16 protein-coding genes are annotated in these 18,289 nt (G+C 70.0%); 9 read left to right on the forward strand and 7 right to left on the reverse strand.

The window, feature by feature from the left end:
* From HD597_RS57570 to HD597_RS57590, 5 genes are all read left to right on the forward strand, one after another.
* Nucleotides 1-621: a hypothetical protein gene (locus HD597_RS57570; protein ID WP_253757160.1), complete on the forward strand. Its 621-nt coding sequence runs from the start codon at nt 1-3 to the stop codon at nt 619-621.
* Complete coding sequence (locus tag HD597_RS57575; RefSeq protein WP_253757162.1) at nt 618-1,712, forward strand: C40 family peptidase; 1,095 nt, start codon at nt 618-620, stop codon at nt 1,710-1,712. Before HD597_RS57570 ends, HD597_RS57575 begins: the two co-directional genes overlap by 4 nt.
* Nucleotides 1,709-2,101 carry a (deoxy)nucleoside triphosphate pyrophosphohydrolase gene (locus HD597_RS57580; RefSeq protein WP_253757164.1) on the forward strand — a complete coding sequence of 131 codons (393 nt, stop codon included), beginning with the start codon at nt 1,709-1,711 and terminating at the stop codon, nt 2,099-2,101. The genes HD597_RS57575 and HD597_RS57580 overlap by 4 nt, the downstream gene beginning before the upstream one ends.
* Nucleotides 2,102-2,166: 65 nt before the next feature.
* Nucleotides 2,167-3,765: a hypothetical protein gene (locus tag HD597_RS57585; RefSeq protein WP_253760023.1), complete on the forward strand. Its 1,599-nt coding sequence runs from the start codon at nt 2,167-2,169 to the stop codon at nt 3,763-3,765.
* 98 nt (nt 3,766-3,863) lie between these two features.
* Nucleotides 3,864-5,216, forward strand: coding sequence for a hypothetical protein (locus HD597_RS57590; protein WP_253757166.1), 1,353 nt, complete (start codon nt 3,864-3,866; stop codon nt 5,214-5,216).
* 53 nt (nt 5,217-5,269) lie between these two features.
* On the opposite strand, the gene HD597_RS57595 is transcribed toward HD597_RS57590, so the two are convergent.
* The 7 genes from HD597_RS57595 to HD597_RS57625 all read right to left on the reverse strand — a co-directional run bounded on the left by HD597_RS57595 (nt 5,270) and on the right by HD597_RS57625 (nt 12,592).
* Complete coding sequence (locus HD597_RS57595) at nt 5,270-6,019, reverse strand: succinate dehydrogenase/fumarate reductase iron-sulfur subunit (protein ID WP_253757168.1); 750 nt, start codon at nt 6,017-6,019, stop codon at nt 5,270-5,272.
* A complete protein-coding gene (locus HD597_RS57600; protein ID WP_253757170.1) occupies nt 6,016-7,917 on the reverse strand; it encodes a fumarate reductase/succinate dehydrogenase flavoprotein subunit in 1,902 nt (633 codons plus the stop codon). The genes HD597_RS57595 and HD597_RS57600 overlap by 4 nt, the downstream gene beginning before the upstream one ends.
* Before the next feature lie 11 nt (nt 7,918-7,928).
* Nucleotides 7,929-8,714: a succinate dehydrogenase subunit SdhC gene (sdhC, locus tag HD597_RS57605; RefSeq protein ID WP_253757172.1), complete on the reverse strand. Its 786-nt coding sequence runs from the start codon at nt 8,712-8,714 to the stop codon at nt 7,929-7,931.
* A 202-nt stretch (nt 8,715-8,916) separates the two neighbouring features.
* The gene (locus HD597_RS57610) at nt 8,917-9,357 is read right to left on the reverse strand and encodes a response regulator (RefSeq protein ID WP_253757174.1); all 441 of its coding nucleotides are present in this window, start codon (nt 9,355-9,357) and stop codon (nt 8,917-8,919) included.
* Nucleotides 9,354-10,496, reverse strand: a complete 1,143-nt coding sequence (locus HD597_RS57615; protein WP_253757176.1) for a sensor histidine kinase — start codon at nt 10,494-10,496, stop codon at nt 9,354-9,356. Before HD597_RS57615 ends, HD597_RS57610 begins: the two co-directional genes overlap by 4 nt.
* Complete coding sequence (locus HD597_RS57620; RefSeq protein WP_253757178.1) at nt 10,493-11,629, reverse strand: PP2C family protein-serine/threonine phosphatase; 1,137 nt, start codon at nt 11,627-11,629, stop codon at nt 10,493-10,495. Before HD597_RS57620 ends, HD597_RS57615 begins: the two co-directional genes overlap by 4 nt.
* Nucleotides 11,630-11,662: 33 nt before the next feature.
* The gene (locus HD597_RS57625) at nt 11,663-12,592 is read right to left on the reverse strand and encodes a LysR family transcriptional regulator (protein WP_253757180.1); all 930 of its coding nucleotides are present in this window, start codon (nt 12,590-12,592) and stop codon (nt 11,663-11,665) included.
* A gap of 132 nt (nt 12,593-12,724) precedes the next feature.
* Between HD597_RS57625 and HD597_RS57630 the strand changes: the two genes are divergently transcribed.
* From HD597_RS57630 to HD597_RS57645, 4 genes are all read left to right on the forward strand, one after another.
* Nucleotides 12,725-13,480 carry a succinate dehydrogenase cytochrome b subunit gene (locus tag HD597_RS57630; RefSeq protein ID WP_253757182.1) on the forward strand — a complete coding sequence of 252 codons (756 nt, stop codon included), beginning with the start codon at nt 12,725-12,727 and terminating at the stop codon, nt 13,478-13,480.
* Nucleotides 13,477-15,399: a fumarate reductase/succinate dehydrogenase flavoprotein subunit gene (locus HD597_RS57635; protein WP_253757184.1), complete on the forward strand. Its 1,923-nt coding sequence runs from the start codon at nt 13,477-13,479 to the stop codon at nt 15,397-15,399. The genes HD597_RS57630 and HD597_RS57635 overlap by 4 nt, the downstream gene beginning before the upstream one ends.
* A gap of 85 nt (nt 15,400-15,484) precedes the next feature.
* Nucleotides 15,485-16,225 carry a succinate dehydrogenase/fumarate reductase iron-sulfur subunit gene (locus tag HD597_RS57640; RefSeq protein WP_253757186.1) on the forward strand — a complete coding sequence of 247 codons (741 nt, stop codon included), beginning with the start codon at nt 15,485-15,487 and terminating at the stop codon, nt 16,223-16,225.
* 443 nt (nt 16,226-16,668) lie between these two features.
* A complete protein-coding gene (locus tag HD597_RS57645; protein WP_253757188.1) occupies nt 16,669-18,264 on the forward strand; it encodes an ATP-binding protein in 1,596 nt (531 codons plus the stop codon).
* The last annotated feature ends 25 nt before the right edge of the window (nt 18,265-18,289 follow it).

Below are 18,289 nucleotides of genomic sequence, written 5' to 3' on the forward strand. Positions count from 1 at the left end.
ATGGCACAGCCGGGTGACAGGCGGGGGGTGGCCTTCGCCGTCATCGTCGTGGTCATCGCCGCGGTCGGCATCTACCTGACGATGTGGCCGGACTCCTCCGACCAGGCCGCGCCGGAGCCGGAGGCGAGCATCGCCACCAGCTCCGCCGTGGCGTCGAGCACGCCGCTGGCGACCGCGAGCGCCGCGCCGTTCGACATCTACGCGTACCTGCCGATGCAGAAGGAGCAGCTCGCCGCGGCGGCGGACCTGGCCGAGCGGTTCACCGCCGCGTACGGCACCTTCCGCTACGACGAGGACCCGGCGGCGTACGCCGAGAGGCTGAAGGCGTACACGACGCCGGAGCTCGCCGGCACCCTGACCAGGACGGTCACCTCGGCCGGCTTCGTCCAGCAGAACCGCGACGACCAGACCGTCTCCACCGCCACGGCCCGCCTGAAGGAGATCAGGCAGGTCGAGAAGTCCTCCATCGTGTTCGTCGTCACCGCGAGCCGGCAGGTCACCGCCAAGAGCGGCAACAAGCTGGCGGCGGAGGAGTACGCGGTCACGGTCAGCCAGCTCGGCGCCGACTGGCGCATCTACGACATCCTGCCGTCCACCGAGGGCCAGGAGGGTGACCAGTGAAGCTCTCCCGGGCACGGCTCGCCCTGATCATCGGCGCGGCGGGGCTGCTGCTCCTGGTCGCGGTCCTGGTGTCGCCGCTGCTGCTGATGTCGATGCCGTCGTTCCTGGCAGACGGCGGGATCACCGTCGACTGCGAGGACACCGCCCAGGTGGAGGAGGCCTCCGACTCGGCCGCGTCCGACATCCCGGCCGAGTACCTGGACCTGTACAAGGAGCACGGCAAGAAGATCGGCGTCCAGTGGAACATCCTGGCCGCCGTCGGCAAGCGCGAGACCGACCACGGCCGCTCCACCCTGCCGGGCGTCAGCAGCGGCACCAACGCCGCCGGCGCGGCGGGGCCGATGCAGTTCCTGATCTCCACGTGGGGCGGCAAGGCCAGGATCCCGACGTCGTCCCAGTTCAACGGGTACGCCTCCGACGGTGACGGTGACGGCGTCGGCGACGTCTACAACCCGGCGGACGCCATCCTCGGGGCCGCCAAGATGCTCAAGCGCAACGGCGCGCCCGAGAACGTCCGGCAGGCGCTGTTCGTCTACAACCGGGCCTGGTGGTACGTCGACCAGGTCGAGGAGATCGCCAGGCAGTACGCCAGGTCAGGCGTGGTCAAGGTGCCGCCGCAGGCGTCGGAGGACTGCGACGACCCGCTGGTGGAGGCCGCGCCGAGCGATCTCGTGGCCAGGATCCTGCAGTACGCGCTGGCGCAGCGCGGCAAGCCGTACCTGTGGGGTGGCACGGGGCCCGACTCCTTCGACTGCTCGGGCGTGATCTACGCGGCCTACAAGGCGGCGGGGCTGGCGATCCCGCGTACGACGTTCACGCAGTGGCCGTTCGGCGTGAAGGTGTTAGAGGGTGAGGAGCAGCCGGGGGACCTGGTGTTCTTCAACTCGGGGCCGGGCACCTCTCCCGACAACCCCGGCCACGTCGGGCTGGTCGTGTCGAAGGGCAAGATGCTGGAGGCCCGGTGCCGGCTGTGCGGGCCGATCAAGGTGACGAGCTACCAGGCGCGGGACAACCGCGTGGGCTTCACCCGCCCGTTGCAGAACCCCGATGTCCTGGAGCAGATCAAGAAGCTGCAGAATCCTTCCCTATGAGCATTGTGGTCGTTGCCGCGGTGATCGTCGGACCGGGCGGGCGGGTGCTGGCCGCCCAGCGTGCTGAGCCGGCCGCCCTGGCCGGTGGCTGGGAGTTCCCCGGAGGGAAGGTGGATCCGGGGGAGAGCGAGACCGCGGCGCTGGTGCGGGAGTGCCGGGAGGAGCTCGGCGTGGAGGTCGCCGTGGGCGAGCGCGTCGGCGGTGACTGGCCGCTGGCCGAGGGGTACGTCATGCGCGTCTGGCTCTGCTCGCTGCTGTCGGGCCGGCCGGAGGCGAAGGAGCATCTGGCGCTGCGCTGGCTCGGGCCGCGGGAGTACTACGACGTCGAGTGGCTGGCGGCGGACCTGCCCATCATGAAGACCGTGGAGAATCTGCTCCCGCGTGATTAGGACATCCCTCTCTGTGACACAATGATTACTGTGCGTAATTTGTCGCGGTGGGGGAGTGGGGAGCGATGCGGAGGAGCTGGGTCGTCGCCGGCGCGCTGATCCTGGTGGCGGTGCCCTCCGTGCCCGTGGCGGCGGCCGGGGTGTCACTGGTGCTGGAGCGGGTGGGCGGCGCCGACGAGGTCGGCAAGTGGGTCAGGACCGGGGACACGCAGCGGTTCCGGGTACGGCTCAACGGGATGGGGCGGGGGGCCCGGGTCGCGGTCGCGGCCAGTCCTGTGGAGGCGCTGTCCGAGGTGGCCTGCGGGCCCGCGCCCGGGTGGGGCCCGCGGCCCGGTCCCCCGGCGAGCGGCGCATCCGGGGAAGGGGCCGCGGCGATTCCGCCGGACGCGTCCGCAGGCGCGCCTCCCGCCGCCGGTACGGCCTCTCGTGTCGGCGCGGCTCCTGACGCCGGCGCGGCTCCTGGCGCGGATGCGGCCTCTCGGGCCGGTACGGCCTCCGTCGTCGGCGTGGTTCCCAAGGTCGCCGGGACGTCGCACGTCGGTGTGACGGGGGCGTTGACCATGCGGGCGCTGGCACTGGTGGGCGCGGAGGGACTGAAGGGGCCCGTGCCGCCCGGGGCTCGGGTGTGCACGCTGGGGAAGGTCGTGGGTGAGCGGGCCGTGGACATCACGCTCAGGACGCCGGCGGATGCGAACGAAGTGGTGCTGGCGGCCGTGGCCAGGGTGCGGGACGTCGAGAGCGGCGGGCTGACGACCATGAGCAGGACCGCCGCCGTCCGCGCGGGCGAGCTCGTCCCCGGCGACGCGGCGACGATCGCGGAGCCCGCGGATCCCCTGCCACAGCCCGCCGGAGCCGCGCCCGCACAAGCCACAAGCGTGCCTGACCGCGCCCGGACCGCGCCTGCGCGTGTTCATGCGCCTCCTGCACGTGGGCAGGCTGCGCCTTCTGGCCGTGCGCAGCGGCAGCGGGCCGGCGGGGTGCGAGGGGATGGCGTGCGAGGCGGGCCGGGAACCCTGCCGCAACGGATGCAGGCCCCGCCGCAACAGGTGCAGGCCCTGCCGCAACGGGTGGGGGCCCTGCCGCCACGTGCGCATGCTTTGCCGCCACGTGCGCAGGCCGTGCGGCGGCCGGCGCATGCCGCGCCGCGGCGGGCACGGGCCGCGACAGTGCCGCCGGCGGGCGGGTCGCTCGCCGTTCCGGGCGTGATCCCGAGCGTGATTCCGAGCATCGTGCCCAGCGTGTTGCCGAGCGTGATCCCGAGCGTGTTGCCGAGCGTCGTGCCCAGCGTGTTGCCGAGCGTGATCCCGAGCATGGTGTCGAGCGTGGCGCCGCAGGGTGTCGCCTCAGGCGTCCCGCAGGCGCCCGGTGGTCTTCCGCAGGCGCCGGCCGGCGCGGTGCCGCAGCCGTCGTTCGCCCTTCCCGGAGCCGCCCCCCAGCCGTCCGGGGGGATTGTCTCGTTCCAGTCCGAGGCCGCCGCCGGGGAGGCGCCGTTGCCGTGGGGGATGGCCGTGTCCGCGAAGCCCGTTGAGCCTGTCCGATGGGACAGCCCGATCGACGGCCCGAAGGCGTTGCCCATGGTTCTCGGGGGTATCGGAGTACTGATGGCGGCCCTGTGGGCCGTTGTCACGGTACAACGGTGCCGTAACCGTAGAAAGGTGTTGTAATTCCGTCTTTACTGTTACTTTTACCCGGCTAGTATTCCCTTGACCATGGTTCCGGGACCACGCGGAGGGCACCGGTGGCACGCACACGAGCGACAGCCGTGTCCGCAATCGTCCTGGCGCTCGGACTGACGGGCGCCGGTGCGACGCCGTTCATCGTGCAGAGCGCGAGCGCCTCCGTGGCGTTCGACCCCGTGGTGGAGCCCTGCGACCCCGACGTGACGCTGTGCGGCGACATCACGCCCGAGACCACGATCACGGTCACCACCACGTTAGGCTCGCCGAGCCCGACGGGGCCCGAGGAGGCGCCGGAGACGACGGTCACCAAGACCGTCACCGCGACCCCCACCAAGACCTCGAAGTCGCCCACCCCGACCAAGACCACGTCCGCGCCCGCCCCCACGCCGACGCAGACGCCGACCACGCCGGCGCAGAACCCGCAGCCCCTGCCCACGCAGAGCGCGGAGGTGCCGCCGGTCATCCCGACCACCCCCACGCCCGAGCAGTCGGTGGAGATGCCGGCCATCGCGCCGACTGACACGCCGAGCAACACGCTGCCGAGCCAGACGCAGGCCGCCTCCACCGAGGAGGTGCCGCTGGAGCTGCGCAGGGCCGCGCCGGAGTTCGACCAGACCGACCTGACGCGCAAGCTGAGCATCCCGGCGCTGGTGCTGGTCCTGCTCGCGCTGTTCGCGGTCCTGATCTTCGAGGGCAGGCTGCGCAGGATGGCCCACGCGGCGGCCGTGCGGAAGGCGGGGCCCCCGCCGATGGCAGGCCCGGCGATGGGGCCGGAGCCGCACCCGAGCGGTGGTTATCCGGCTGGGCCCGGTTACGCCGCCACCGCGGGTGGCTTCCCCGCTCCTGCGCCGTCGTACCCGGGCGGCACGGCGTACGCGCCGATCATCAGCTTCGTGCCGGTGCAGACCTATCCGAGCGGCCCGCCCCAGTACGGCTACCAGGACCCGAACCACCCGTACCCGCCGCAGGGCTACATGCAGGAGCCGCCTCCCACGGAGCCCGAGCCCGTCGTGCTGCACCCTGACGAGTTCGACTCCTACAGCGAGCCGCCCAGGTCCCGCGAGCGCGACATGTTCGAGCCGCTGGTCCCGCCCGCGCCCGTGCCGTCGGACATCCCGCCTGGCGGCGCCGACCCGTACGACGGCGGCGTCGAGCAGCCGCTCGGCCCGGCCTCGGCCGCCGAGGCGGGCGACGCGGTGCCGTGGGAGCAGGAGCAGCCGGGCTCGCTGTTCCAGCCCGTGCGAGGCGGCGAGCCCGCGCGCGGCAACGAGCCCGGACCGGTGTACGAGCCGCCGCCCTACCTGCCCCCCGACGAGGACGTGACGGCCGTGCAGCCGCTGCCGCAGCCTCCGTCGTCCGAGCCCGAGCAGCGGCAGGAGCCGACCAAGGAGCTGCCGGACTCGACGCGCAAGCGGTTCGGCAGGAAGAAGAAGTAGCGAGCACGCGAAAGCGGGGGCCGGAGAACCGGCCCCCGCTTCTCGTCGTCGTGCTACTTGCGCCTGAAGATCTTGTTGCCCAGCCACACCAGCGGGTCGTACTTGCGGTCCACCACGCGCTCCTTCATCGGGATCAGCGCGTTGTCAGTGATCTTGATGTGCTCGGGGCAGACCTCGGTGCAGCACTTGGTGATGTTGCAGTAGCCGAGCCCGTGCTCCTCCTGGGCCGCCTCCTGCCGGTCCGCCACGTCGTACGGGTGCATGTCCAGCTCCGCGATCCGCATGAGGAAGCGGGGGCCGGAGAAGTTGCTCTTGTTCTCCTCGTGGTCGCGGATCACGTGGCAGACGTTGTTGCACATGAAGCACTCGATGCACTTGCGGAACTCCTGCGAGCGCTCGACGTCGATCTGCTTCATCCGGTACTCGCCCGGCTGCACCCCGTCCGGCGGCGTGAAGGAGGGGACCTCCCGGGCCTTCTGGTAGTTGTAGGAGACGTCGGTGACGAGGTCCTTGATGACGGGGAACGTCCGCATCGGCGTGACCGTGATCGTCTCGTCCTCCTCGAAGGTGGACATCCGGGTCATGCAGCCGAGCCGCGGCTTGCCGTTGATCTCCATGCTGCACGAGCCGCACTTGCCGGCCTTGCAGTTCCACCGCACGGCGAGGTCGGGGGCCTGCGTGGCCTGGAGGCGGTGGATGATGTCGAGGACGACCTCGCCCTCGTTCACCTCCACCGTGAAGTCCTCGAGCCTGCCCTCGCCGCCCTCACCGCGCCAGACCTTGAACTTTGCCTTGTAGCTCATGACTTCGCTATCCCGTCGAACTCGGCCATCTCTTCGTCGGTGAGGTACTTCTTCAGCTCGTCCCGGTCGAACAGGGTGATCAGGTCGTCGCGCATCGACGGCTGCTCCTGCTCCGCGACCTTCACGGTGCTGCCGTCCTGCGTGGAGCAGACGAGCAGCTTGCGGCGCCAGCCGGCGTTCATGCCGGGGAAGTCGTCGCGGGTGTGCCCGCCGCGGCTCTCCTCGCGCATGAGCGCGGCGCGGGCCACGCACTCCGACACCAGCACCATGTTGCGCAGGTCGATCGCCAGGTGCCAGCCGGGGTTGTAGATGCGCGAGCCGGCCGCGCCGACCATGCGCACGCGCTCCTTGAGCTTCTCCACGACGCCGAGGGCCTCGGTGATCTCCTCGGCCTTGCGGATGATGCCGACCAGGTCGTTCATGGTGCGCTGGAGCTCGTGGTGCACCTCGTACGGGTTCTCGCCGCTGCGGCCCAGCGGCTCCAGCGCCTCGTCCCTGGCGCTCTCCACCTGCTCGGGCAGCACCTTGGGGCGGGCCTTGAGCGAGTCGACGTACGAGGCCGCGCCCGCGCCCGCCCGGCGGCCGAACACCAGCAGGTCCGACAGCGAGTTGCCGCCGAGCCGGTTGGAGCCGTGCATGCCGCCGGAGACCTCGCCCGCCGCGAACAGCCCCGGCACGGCCGCCGCGCCGCTGTCGGCGTCGACCTCGACGCCGCCCATGATGTAGTGGCAGGTCGGGCCCACCTGCATGGGCTCGGCGGTGATGTCGACGTCGGCCAGCTCCTTGAACTGGTGGTGCATCGACGGCAGCCGCTTCTTGATCTCCTCGGCGGGCAGCCGGGTGGAGACGTCGAGGAACACGCCGCCCTGGGGCGATCCGCGCCCGGCCTTCACCTCGGCGTTGATCGCGCGGGCCACCTCGTCACGTGGCAGCAGCTCCGGCGGGCGCCGGTTGTTGGCCTGGTCGGTGTACCAGCGGTCGCCCTCCTCCTCGGTGGTGGCGTACTTGTCCTTGAACACCTCGGGGATGTAGTCGAACATGAAGCGCTTGCCCTCGGAGTTGCGCAGCACGCCGCCGTCACCGCGGACGGACTCGGTGACGAGGATGCCGCGCACGGAGGGCGGCCAGACCATCCCGGTGGGGTGGAACTGGATGAACTCCATGTTGATCAGGTTCGCGCCGGCGAGCAGGGCCAGGGCGTGGCCGTCGCCGGTGTACTCCCAGGAGTTGGAGGTGACGACGTACGACTTGCCGATGCCGCCGGTCGCGAGGACCACGGCCGGGGCGTCGAAGAGGATGAAGTTGCCGGTCTCGCGCCAGTAGCCGAACGCGCCGGAGATCGCGTCGCCGTCCTTGAGCAGCCGGGTGACCGTGCACTCGGCGAAGACCTTGATGTAGGCCTCGTAGTCGCCGTGCGTCTCGTAGTCCTCCTGCTGGAGCGCGACGACGCGCTGTTGCAGGGTGCGGATCAGCTCCAGGCCGGTGCGGTCGCCCACGTGTGCGAGCCGTGGGTACTCGTGCCCGCCGAAGTTCCGCTGGCTGATCTTGCCGTCCTTGGTGCGGTCGAACAGCGCGCCCCACGCCTCCAGCTCCCACACCCGGTCGGGGGCCTCCTTGGCGTGCAGCTCGGCCATCCGCCAGTTGTTGAGGAACTTTCCGCCCCGCATGGTGTCACGGAAGTGCACCATCCAGTTGTCGTCGGAGTTGACGTTGCCCATCGCGGCGGCGGCGCCGCCCTCGGCCATGACCGTGTGCGCCTTGCCGAACAGCGACTTGCAGACGATCGCCGTCCGCTTGCCCTGCTGGCGGGCCTCGATGGCGGCTCGCAGGCCGGCGCCGCCCGCGCCGATGACGACGACGTCGTACTCGTGGCGCTCTGTGTTGTAGGTGTTTTCCACTGAAGCTGTCCTTACGCGTACGGGAAGGCGATGATGCCCTTGGCCACCAGGCGGACGTACAGGTCGGCGCCCATGACGGAGAACATCGAGGCCCACGCGAGGGGTTGGTGCTTGGCGTTGAGCTTGGAGACGAACGTCCAGGCCTGGTACCGCAGCGGGTGGCGGGAGAAGTGGTTGAGCCTGCCCGCCGTGATGTGCCGGCAGGAGTGGCACGACAGCGTGTAGGCGTTGATCAGGACGGCGTTCAGGATGAGGATCCAGGTGCCGAGACCCAGCGGCTTGTGCACGAGCGCCAGGACGGCGTCGTAGGCCAGGACGAGGCCGATCACGATGGCCGCGTAGAAGAAGTACCGGTGGACGTTCTGGAGGATGAGCGGGAAGCGGCGCTCACCGGTGTACTTGCCGTGCGGCTCCTGCACCGCGCAGGCGGGCGGGGACAGCCAGAACGAGCGGTAGTAGGACTTGCGGTAGTAGTAGCAGGTCAGCCGGAAGCCGCCGGGCAGGCCGAGGATCAGCAGGCCGGGCGGGAGGGCGTACCAGTCGCCGAAGGGCGCCCACCCGAACAGCCGCGCCCCTTCGGGACACGACGTGGCCAGGCAGGGCGATGAGAAGGGGGCGATGTAGGGATCGACGAAGTAGCTGCTGTCGATGATCGCCCATACACCGTAGACCAGGAATGAGCTGAGCCCCAGGAATGTCAGGAGCGGGACCAGCCACCATCTGTCTGTGCGCAGGGTGCGCACCTTGACTTGCGCACGCTGCCGTCGGACCGGAGCGTCGGGCGTCGTCTGGGTCATCGCGGACCTCTCCACCTCCCGCGGACCCATCTGCGCAGGGGGTCCGTGGTTTCGTTTCGCTGGGCGCGCTCACACGGCGGTATCCGCTCGGGCGCGCGTTGGTGGGGGATACGTTACGACGACAGGATCGAAATTTGTGAGCGGGGTCACTCACTTTTTCGATGACTGACTGTGATTCCTGTCACGTACGCGCGTCAGACCGCTACCCCTGGACCGGCAACTTCACCACAGTGACGAAAAAATTATCAATTTGCCGGACAACCCGGATGAATTGCTCAAAATCCACCGGCTTCGAGACATATGCGTTCGCGTGCAGGCGGTAGCTGTGGAGGATGTCCTCCTCCGCCTCCGAGGTCGTCAGGATCACCACCGGGATCGTCCGCAGCATGACGTCCGCCTTCACCTCCCGCAGCACCTCCATCCCGCTCATCCTCGGCAGGTTGAGGTCGAGCAGGATCAGGTCGGGCCGCGGCGCCTCGGCGAAGCCCTCGTCCTGGCGCAGGAACGCCATCGCCTGCTCGCCGTCGTTGACCACGTGCAGGCGGTTGCGGACCTTGTTGAGGTCGAAGGCCTCCCTGGTGAGCAGGATGTCCCCCTGGTCGTCCTCGACCAGGAGCACCTCGATCGGGCGCCATCCGTTCATCGTCCGCCTCCCGTCGCGGGGATCGTCCAGCGGAACGTGGCGCCGTGACCGTCGGAGTCACCGTCGAGCCACAACTGCCCGCCGTGATACTCGACGATCTTCCGGCACAGGGCCAGCCCGATGCCAGTGCCCGGATACACGTCGCGCGGATGGAGGCGCTGGAAGATGAGGAAGATGCGGTCGGCGTACTTGGGCTCGACCCCGATGCCGTTGTCGGAGCAGCTGAACTCCCACATCTCGCCGTCCCGCCTGGCCCCGATGTGCACGCGCGGCGGCTCCTCGGACCGGAACTTGACGGCGTTCTCGATCAGGTTCTGGAAGAGCTGGGTGAGCTGCAGCTCGTTGCCGCTGAGGCGGGGCAGCTCGTCGCGGGTGACGGTGGCCTCGGCGTCCTCCAGCGTGGCCGAGAGGTTGTCCAGCGCCCGGTCCAGCACCGCGCCGGAGTCGACCTCGCTCTTCTCGCCGGTGACCCGGCCGACCCTGGAGAAGTCGAGCAGGTCGTTGATCAGCAGTTGCATGCGCTTGGCGCCGTCCACCGCGTAGTGGATGTACTGCGTGGCCCGCTCGTCGAGCTGCGGGCCGTACCGCTGCTCCAGCATCTGGGTGAAGCTGGCCACCTTGCGCAGCGGCTCCTGGAGGTCGTGGCTGGCCACGTACGCGAACTGCTCCAGCTCCCCGTTCGACCTGCGCAGCTCCTCGGCCTGGTCGGTGGCCACCCGCCAGGCCGTGACGATGCGGGCGCGCATGGAGTCGATGTGGCTGGACAGCTCGGCCAGCTCCGCCGGCCGGTCGACGTGCAGGTCGTGGTCGAAGTCGCCGCCGGCGACCTTGCGGACCTGCGCGGTGAGCAGGTCGATGGGCTTGAGCACCGCGTAGCGCACCACGGCCGCCAGCACCACGCCCAGCCCCAGCAGCAGGGCGAACACCACGATCAGGGCCGCGTTCAGCCGGTCGAGCTGGGCGGCCAGCTCGGGAGGCGGGTTGAGCGCCTCGGCCCGGGTGCTCATCGTCATGACGATCACGAACCCGGCGGCGAACGTGACGCCCGCCAGCGCCCCGATCACCACGAACCATCGGGCCACCGGCAGCCGGCCCAGCCCGGTCGGCGCCTTGGGCGGCGGCAGCGGGTGAATGCTCATTCTTTTCTCCTCCGCAGCATGACCACCGCCAGGTCGTCACTCAGGGTGCCCGCGTGGGTGATGAGACGGTCGAGGTCGATGGCGCCGTGCTCGCGTACGAGCTCGACCAGGCCGTCCACGCCCAGCAGGTGGCTGGGCTCGCCCACGGCGGCCTCGATCAGGCCGTCGGTGTAGAGCATCATCGACCACTCCTCGCCGAGCGGCACGTCCAGCACCGACCACGTCGCGTCGGGGAAGATGCCCAGCGGCGGGCCCGACGGCGTGCCCGGCACCACCTCGACGGCGCCGTCGCGCACCAGCACGGGCGGCGGATGGCCGACCACGCGCATACTGGCCGAGCCCAGGTCGGCGCCGATCGTGGCCATGCACAGGGTGGTGAAGATCTCCGGGGCCTTGCGCTCGGCCCGCAGCAGCAGGTCGAGGGTGCGCAGCAGCGTGTCGCCCGTCTGCCCCGCCAGCACCAGCGTGCGCCAGGCGATGCGCAGCGCCACCCCCAGCGCGGCCTCGTCCGGGCCGTGCCCGCACACGTCGCCGACCACGACGTGCACCGCGCCGTCGGGCGTCTGCACGGTGTCGAAGAAGTCGCCGGCCAGCGTGCCGCCGCTGCCCGGCAGGTAGCGGGTCATGTGCTCGATGGCCGCGGTGCGCAGCAGCGGGTCGGGCAGCAGGGCGCCCTCCAGCCGGGTGTTCTCCTTGGCGGTCAGCTCGGCCTGGACGAGCTTGAGCTGGGCCAGGTCGGCGCGCTTGCGCTCCATCGCGTACCTGATGGAGCGGGCCAGCAGCCGCGCGTCCACGTCGCCCTTGACCAGGTAGTCCTGGGCGCCCGACTGCACGGCGGAGACGCCGACGTGCACGTCCCGCAGGCCGGTGAGCACCAGCACGGCCGTGTGCGGCGGCGCCACCGCCAGCACCTCGTCCAGCGCCTCCAGGCGGCTGGCGTCGGGCAGGGAGAGGTCCACGAGCACGCACTGGATCTGGGAGGTCAGCTTCGCCCTGGCCTCCCGCAGGCTGCGCGCCCGGAAGATGGTGGGCGGGGCCATGGCGTGTTTGAGCAGCTCCTCGACGAGGAGGGCGTCTCCGTCGTCGTCCTCTATGAGGAGCAGCGTGAGCGTTTCCGAGAGATTTGCCGTCAAGACGCCTCTTCGGGGAGTGGGGCCACTTGTTGCTCATTCTGCGATGAGCGCCACCCCTTGCGGAAGCGTGCCCTCATGACCGGCCTCGACCACGAACGCCAGCAGGATCTCCCTGAACGCCTGCGCGGCCCTGGTCGGCTCGACGTCCTTGCGGTGGGCCAGCGCGATCGTACGGCTCAGCCCCGGCGGCGCCAGCGGCGTGCCCAGCAGCCCGGGCCGCCCGTCGAGCACCATCGACGGCACCACGGCCACCCCCAGCCCGGCCTCCACGAAGCGCAGCACCGCGTCCATCTCCCCGCCCTGCACCGCGAACCTGGGCTCGAACCCCGACTGCCGGCACGCCGCCAGCGTGGCCTCGCGCAGGTCGTAGCCGCGCCTGAACATCACCATCGGCCGGCCGCGCAGGTCCTCGATGTGCACGTAGGGGCCCTTGATCTGCTCGTGGGAGGGCGAGACGACCACGAGGTTCTCGCGCAGGATCTCCTCGGTCACCAGCGCGGGGTCGTCGCTCTGCAGCGGCATGATGATCAGCGACAGGTCGAGCTGCCCCCTGGCCAGCGCCCGGACCAGGTCGCGCGAGCCGCCCTCCTCCACCAGCAGCTCGATGCCCGGGTACGCGCGGTGGAAGCGGGCCAGCGCGTCGGCCAGCAGCCCCGCGCAGAGCGACGGCGTGGCGCCCAGCCGCACCCGCCCCCCGCGCAGCCCGGCGAGCTGGGCCACCTCCTGCCTGGCGGTGTCGGCGTCGGCCAGGATCCGGCGGGCCAGCGGCAGCAGCGCCTCTCCCGCGGCGGTCAGCGTGACGTTGCCGCGCGCCCGGGAGAACAGCCGGGCGCCGAGGTCGTCCTCCAGCGCCTTGATCTGCTTGCTGAGCGACGGCTGGGCGACCCGCATGCGCTCGGCCGCCTGGGTGAAGTGGCGGGTCTCGGCCACCGCCACGAAGTACGCGAGCTGCTGCAACTGCATGTGATTTTCCTCGCACCGGCGCGGCATAAGCGGCCTGTAAAAGCCGCGCCTACCCACATCATAGCCTGTGGCTATCGAAACCAAGCCCATCATGACTTGGACGGATCATCGCTGGATACCTAGCGTTTAAACGTGACTGCCACGATAGAGCGCGGCTCCGCCACCGCGCCTGTTAACACCCCTGCTTCCAAGAAGACTCCAACGCCGAAGAAGCCGGGCGGGTTCCTGAGCTCGTCCAACGGCAAGAAAGTCGTCATGGCCGTCACGGGCGCCGTGATGGTGAGCTTCCTGGTGCTCCATATGCTGGGCAACCTGAAGATCTTCTTCGGCCGTGAGTCCTTCAACGACTACGCCCACTGGCTGCGCACGCTGCTGGAGCCGTTCGCGCCGTACCGCACGGTCCTGACGATCCTGGAGATCGGCCTCGTGCTCGCGGTCGTGCTGCACATGTGGGCCGCGATCTCGCTGTCGCGCCGCGCCGGCAAGGCCAGGCCCGTCAAGTACGTGGCCAAGAAGTCGCAGGCGAACGGCTACGCCACGCACATCATGCGATGGGGCGGCGTGACCATCGTGCTCTTCGTGATCTGGCACCTGCTCGACCTGACCTTCGGCGTGGTCAACCCCAAGGGCTTCGACTCCGCGCCCGCCGACCGGATGATCTCGGGCTTCGACCCGTCCCGGTGGTGGGTCACGCTGATCTACTTCGTGGCCGTCGTCATGGTCGGCATGCACCTGCGCCACGGCATCTGGAGCGCCTTCCAGACGCTCGGCTGGGCCAACAAGGACCGCAACAAGGCGCTGCGCGCCACCGCCGGACTGGTCTCCATCGTCCTGGTGGTCGGCTTCCTGGTCCCGCCCCTCGCGATCACGTTCGGAGTTGTCAAGTGAAGTACACCGAAGGCCCCGAGATCAGGGACACCAAGGCTCCCGAGGGCCCCATCGAGGAGCGGTGGGAGAAGCGCAAGTTCGGCGCCAAGCTGGTCAACCCGGCCAACAAGCGCAAGCTCAACGTGATCGTCGTCGGCACCGGCCTGGCGGGCGGCTCCGCCGCGGCGACCCTGGGTGAGCTGGGCTACAACGTCAAGTCCTTCTGCTACCAGGACTCCCCGCGCCGCGCCCACTCCATCGCCGCCCAGGGCGGCATCAACGCCGCCAAGAACTACCGCGGTGACGGCGACTCGATCTACCGGCTGTTCTACGACACCGTGAAGGGCGGCGACTTCCGCGCCCGCGAGTCGAACGTCTACCGCCTCGCCCAGGTCTCGGTGAACATCATCGACCAGGCCGTGGCCCAGGGCGTGCCGTTCGCCCGCGAGTACGGCGGCCTGCTCGACACCCGCTCGTTCGGCGGCGCCCAGGTCTCCCGCACGTTCTACGCCCGCGGCCAGACGGGGCAGCAGCTCCTGCTCGGCGCGTACCAGGCGCTGGAGCGGCAGGTCGCGGCCGGCACCGTGGAGATGCACACCCGGCACGAGATGCTCGACCTGATCATCTCCGACGGGCGGGCGCGCGGCGTCATCGTGCGCGACATGGTCACCGGCGAGATCGAGCGCCACCTGGCCGACGCCGTGGTGCTCGCCACCGGCGGCTACGGCAACGTGTTCTTCCTGTCCACGAACGCCAAGGGCTGCAACACCACCGCCATCTGGCGGGCGCACGAGCGCGGCGCGTACTTCGCCAACCCCTGCTACACGCAGATCCACCCGACCTGCATCCCGGTGTCGGGCGAGTACCAGTCGAAGCTGACGCTCATGTCGGAGTCGCTGCGCAACGACGGCCGCGTCTGGGTGCCGCTGCTCAAGAACGACGAGCGCGCCCCCGGCGACATCCCCGAGGCCGAGCGCGACTACTACCTGGAGCGCATCTACCCGAGCTTCGGCAACCTGGTGCCGCGCGACATCGCCTCCCGCGCCGCCAAGAACGTCTGCGACGAGGGCCGCGGCGTCGGCCCCGGCGGGCTCGGTGTCTACCTCGACTTCCGGGACGCCATCAACCGCCTCGGCCGCGACGCCGTCGAGAAGAAGTACGGCAACCTCTTCGAGATGTACGAGCGCATCACCGGCGAGAACCCGTACGACGTGCCGATGCGCATCTACCCCGCCGTCCACTACACGATGGGCGGGCTGTGGGTGGACTACGACCTGCAGTCCACCATCCCCGGCCTGTTCGTCATCGGCGAGGCCAACTTCTCCGACCACGGCGCCAACCGCCTCGGCGCGTCCGCGCTGATGCAGGGCCTGGCCGACGGATATTTCGTGCTTCCCACCACCATCGGCGACTACCTCGCCAACGGCCCGTACGGGGACGTGGACGAGGAGGCCGTGGCCGAGGCCGAGATCCAGGTCCGCAACAAGATCGACCGCCTGCTCGCCGTCAACGGCACCCGCACGCCCGACTCCTTCCACCGCGAGCTCGGCAAGCTCATGTGGGACTACTGCGGCATGGAGCGCACCGAGGAGTCGCTGCGCAAGGCGCTGGAGCGCATCCCCGAGCTGCGCGAGGAGTTCTGGCAGAACGTCAAGGTGTCCGGCACCGCCGAGGAGCTGAACCAGGTGCTGGAGAAGGCCGGCCGGGTGGCCGACTTCTTCGACCTGGCCGAGCTCATGTGCCTGGACGCCCTGGTCCGTACGGAGTCCTGCGGCGGCCACTTCCGCGCCGAGTCCCAGGACGCCGACGGCGAGGCGTTGCGCGACGACGAGAACTTCGCGCACGTGTCGGCCTGGGAGCACTCCCCGGAGGGGCCGGTACTGCACAAGGAAGCGCTCGAGTACGAGTACGTCAAGATGACCCAGCGGAGCTACAAGTGAGCGAGCGCAGCGAGCCGACCGTTGGACACAGCAACCTGTTCATGCCCGGGTTCGGGCGACTGAGCGAAGCGAAGGAGCCCCGGGCATGAACCTGACACTGCGCGTTTGGCGTCAGAGCGGCCGGGACGACGCCGGCCGGATGGTGACGTACAAGGTGGAGGACGTGTCCCCGGACATGTCCTTCCTGGAGATGCTCGACGTCCTGAACGAGAAGCTGATCCTGGAGGGCGACGACCCGATCGCCTTCGACCACGACTGCCGCGAGGGCATCTGCGGCATGTGCGGCATGGTCATCAACGGCGTCGCCCACGGCGAGCAGCGGGCCACCACGACCTGCCAGCTCCACATGCGCCACTTCGAGGACGGCGCCGAGATCACCATCGAGCCGTGGCGCGCCGCCCCCTTCCCGGTCGTCAAGGACCTGGTCGTGGACCGCAGCGCCTTCGACCGCATCATCCAGGCGGGCGGCTTCGTCTCCGTCCCGGCCGGCTCCGCCCCGGACGCCCACAGCGTCCCGGTGCGCAAGGAGGACGCGGACTCCGCCTTCGACGCGGCCACCTGCATCGGGTGCGGCGCGTGCGTCGCGGCCTGCCCGAACGGCTCCGCCTCCCTCTTCACCGCCGCCAAGATCACCCACCTCAGCCTGCTCCCGCAGGGCCAGCCCGAGCGCCTGACCCGCGCCAAGGCCATGGTGGACCAGATGGACGCGGAGGGCTTCGGCGGCTGCACGAACACGGGGGAGTGCACGGCGGTGTGCCCGAAGGGCATCCCGCTGGACACGATCGCCCAGATGAACAGCGACTACCTCAAGGCCAACGCCAAGTAGCCCCGGCCACCCACCCGTTGCCCCTCTGGGTGGTTGACCGTCTGATGCCCGCCCGCACGAAGGGCTTCGCCTTTGGAAGCGCTTCGCGCGGGCGGGCATCAGGCTGTTCCTGCTTCAGGCGCCTCCGGCGCACCCCACGCCTCCGGCGTCTCGTCTCCTACCCGTTGCCCGTGGAGGCGGTGGGCCGTCGATGCCCACCCCGACCGGTGGGAGTCCCAGAGTTGGTTGCCCGTGCGAGGAACCCTGGTCGCTGAACAGTGGGCCGGCCCGTAGCCACTCCCGGCCGCCTTCCGTTGCGGAGCGCCAGCAGTGGCAGGGCCGGAGGCCGCACGGTGAGGTGGACAACTGCCTGGACGTACGGGCTCAGGCTGGTGTGTTCCGGGAGCCTCCAGCGTCGCCCATTCATGTCGCGGGCGCGCAGGCACATGTGACAGAATGTGATCATGCGACAACCCCCAGCGATGTCGTTCAACACCACCGGCCCGTGCGACCCGCGACGCCACTACATGGTGCCTCCGACGCCGCGGCTTCCCGACGCGCGGGTGCTGATCGAGATGGATCGCTACTTCGTGCTGCACGCGCCCCGGCAGACCGGCAAGACGACCACGCTGCGTATGCTGGCCTCCGAGTTGACCGCCGAGGGCGATCTCGCCGCTCTGATGTTCTCCTGCGAGCGCGCCAAGTCGGCCGGCGACGACTACGGCGCCGCGGAATCGCTTCTGCTGGACTCCCTCCGCGAGGCCGCGGAACGGTCGGGCTGGCCGAAGAAGCTGCTGCCGCCGGCTTCCTGGCCGGAGGTCACGCCGGGCAGCCGGTTCGGTTCCGCGCTGAGCGCGTGGTGCCGCCGCTGTCCGCGCCAGGTGGTGCTGTTCATGGACGAGATCGACGCCCTGCAGGGCAACAGCCTGGTCAGCATCCTCAGCCAGCTCCGCGACGGCCACAACGCGCGGCCGGAGGGCCATCCGTTCCCCGCCTCGGTGGTGTTGTGCGGGTTGCGCGACGTGCGTGACTACAAGGTCGCCTCGGGCGGCCAAGCCGGCGGCTCGAACCCGGCCAGCCCGTTCAACATCGTCGCCGAGTCGCTGCGCCTGGGCGACTTCACCGCCGACGAGATCGCCGAGCTCTACGACCAGCACACCGAGGCGACCGGCCAGAAGTTCACCAAGGACGCGGTGGACCGGGTCTTCGAGCTGACCCAGGGCCAGCCATGGCTGGTCAACGCCGTCGCCCATGAGATGACCATCAAGATGAGGGTGACCGGCACCATCACCGCTGAGCCGGTGGAGGACGCCAAGGAGCGGCTGATCCGGGCACGCGCCACCCACCTGGACTCCCTGGCGGCCCGGCTGCACGAGCCCCGGGTCAAGCGGGTCATGGAACCGATCGTGGCCGGTGGCTCCTACACCGACCGCGGCAACTCCGACGACCTGTCCTACGTCCGCGATCTCGGCCTGATCACCCAGAAGCCTCCGCCGCAGGTGGCCAACCCGATCTACCGGGAGGTCATCCTGCGCGTGCTGGGCGACCTGACGGAACAGAACATCCACGCCGACCCGCACAGCTTCGTGCTCCCTGACGGCCGCTTCGACCTGCCGCGCCTGCTACGGGAGTTCGTGGTGTTCTGGCGCGAGCACGGCGAGGTGCTCATCCAGCAAGAGGGCTACCACGAGGCGGCCTGCCAGATCATCCTGATGGCCTTCCTGCACCGCCTGGTCAACGGCGGCGGCTACCTCGACCGCGAGTACGCCGCCGGCACCAAACGCCTGGACGTCCTGGTTCGCTGGCCCTACCCCGGCCCCGACGGCCGGCGGCTGATGCAACGCGAGGCGATGGAGCTGAAGGTCTGGCGGGCAGGCGAGAACGACCCCCTGCCCGACGGCCTGGCCCAGCTCGACCGCTACCTCGACCGCCTCACCCTCTCCACCGGCGTGCTGGTGATCTTCGACCGCCGCCCCGAGGCCCCGCCGTGGCAGGAACGGGGCGCCTTCGAGCAGGCGGCCACGCCGTCCGGCCGCCAGGTCACCGTTCTGCGGGTGTGAAACGCGCCGGCTCTGTCGGAGGGGC

The sequence above is a fragment of the Nonomuraea thailandensis genome, assembly GCF_024172165.1.
Taxonomy (GTDB): Bacteria; Actinomycetota; Actinomycetes; order Streptosporangiales; family Streptosporangiaceae; genus Nonomuraea; species Nonomuraea thailandensis.

What these genes read in the sequence shown, in the direction of transcription:
- HD597_RS57570 (WP_253757160.1), top strand. Translation starts at nt 1, where the DNA reads ATGGCACAGCCGGGTGACAGGCGGGGGGTGGCCTTCGCCGTCATCGTC.
- HD597_RS57580 (WP_253757164.1), top strand. Translation starts at nt 1,709, where the DNA reads ATGAGCATTGTGGTCGTTGCCGCGGTGATCGTCGGACCGGGCGGGCGG.
- HD597_RS57585 (WP_253760023.1), top strand. Translation starts at nt 2,167, where the DNA reads ATGCGGAGGAGCTGGGTCGTCGCCGGCGCGCTGATCCTGGTGGCGGTG.
- HD597_RS57595 (WP_253757168.1), bottom strand. Translation starts at nt 6,019, where the DNA reads ATGAGCTACAAGGCAAAGTTCAAGGTCTGGCGCGGTGAGGGCGGCGAG.
- sdhC (WP_253757172.1), bottom strand. Translation starts at nt 8,714, where the DNA reads ATGACCCAGACGACGCCCGACGCTCCGGTCCGACGGCAGCGTGCGCAA.
- HD597_RS57610 (WP_253757174.1), bottom strand. Translation starts at nt 9,357, where the DNA reads ATGAACGGATGGCGCCCGATCGAGGTGCTCCTGGTCGAGGACGACCAG.
- HD597_RS57615 (WP_253757176.1), bottom strand. Translation starts at nt 10,496, where the DNA reads ATGAGCATTCACCCGCTGCCGCCGCCCAAGGCGCCGACCGGGCTGGGC.
- HD597_RS57625 (WP_253757180.1), bottom strand. Translation starts at nt 12,592, where the DNA reads ATGCAGTTGCAGCAGCTCGCGTACTTCGTGGCGGTGGCCGAGACCCGC.
- HD597_RS57640 (WP_253757186.1), top strand. Translation starts at nt 15,485, where the DNA reads ATGAACCTGACACTGCGCGTTTGGCGTCAGAGCGGCCGGGACGACGCC.
- HD597_RS57645 (WP_253757188.1), top strand. Translation starts at nt 16,669, where the DNA reads ATGCGACAACCCCCAGCGATGTCGTTCAACACCACCGGCCCGTGCGAC.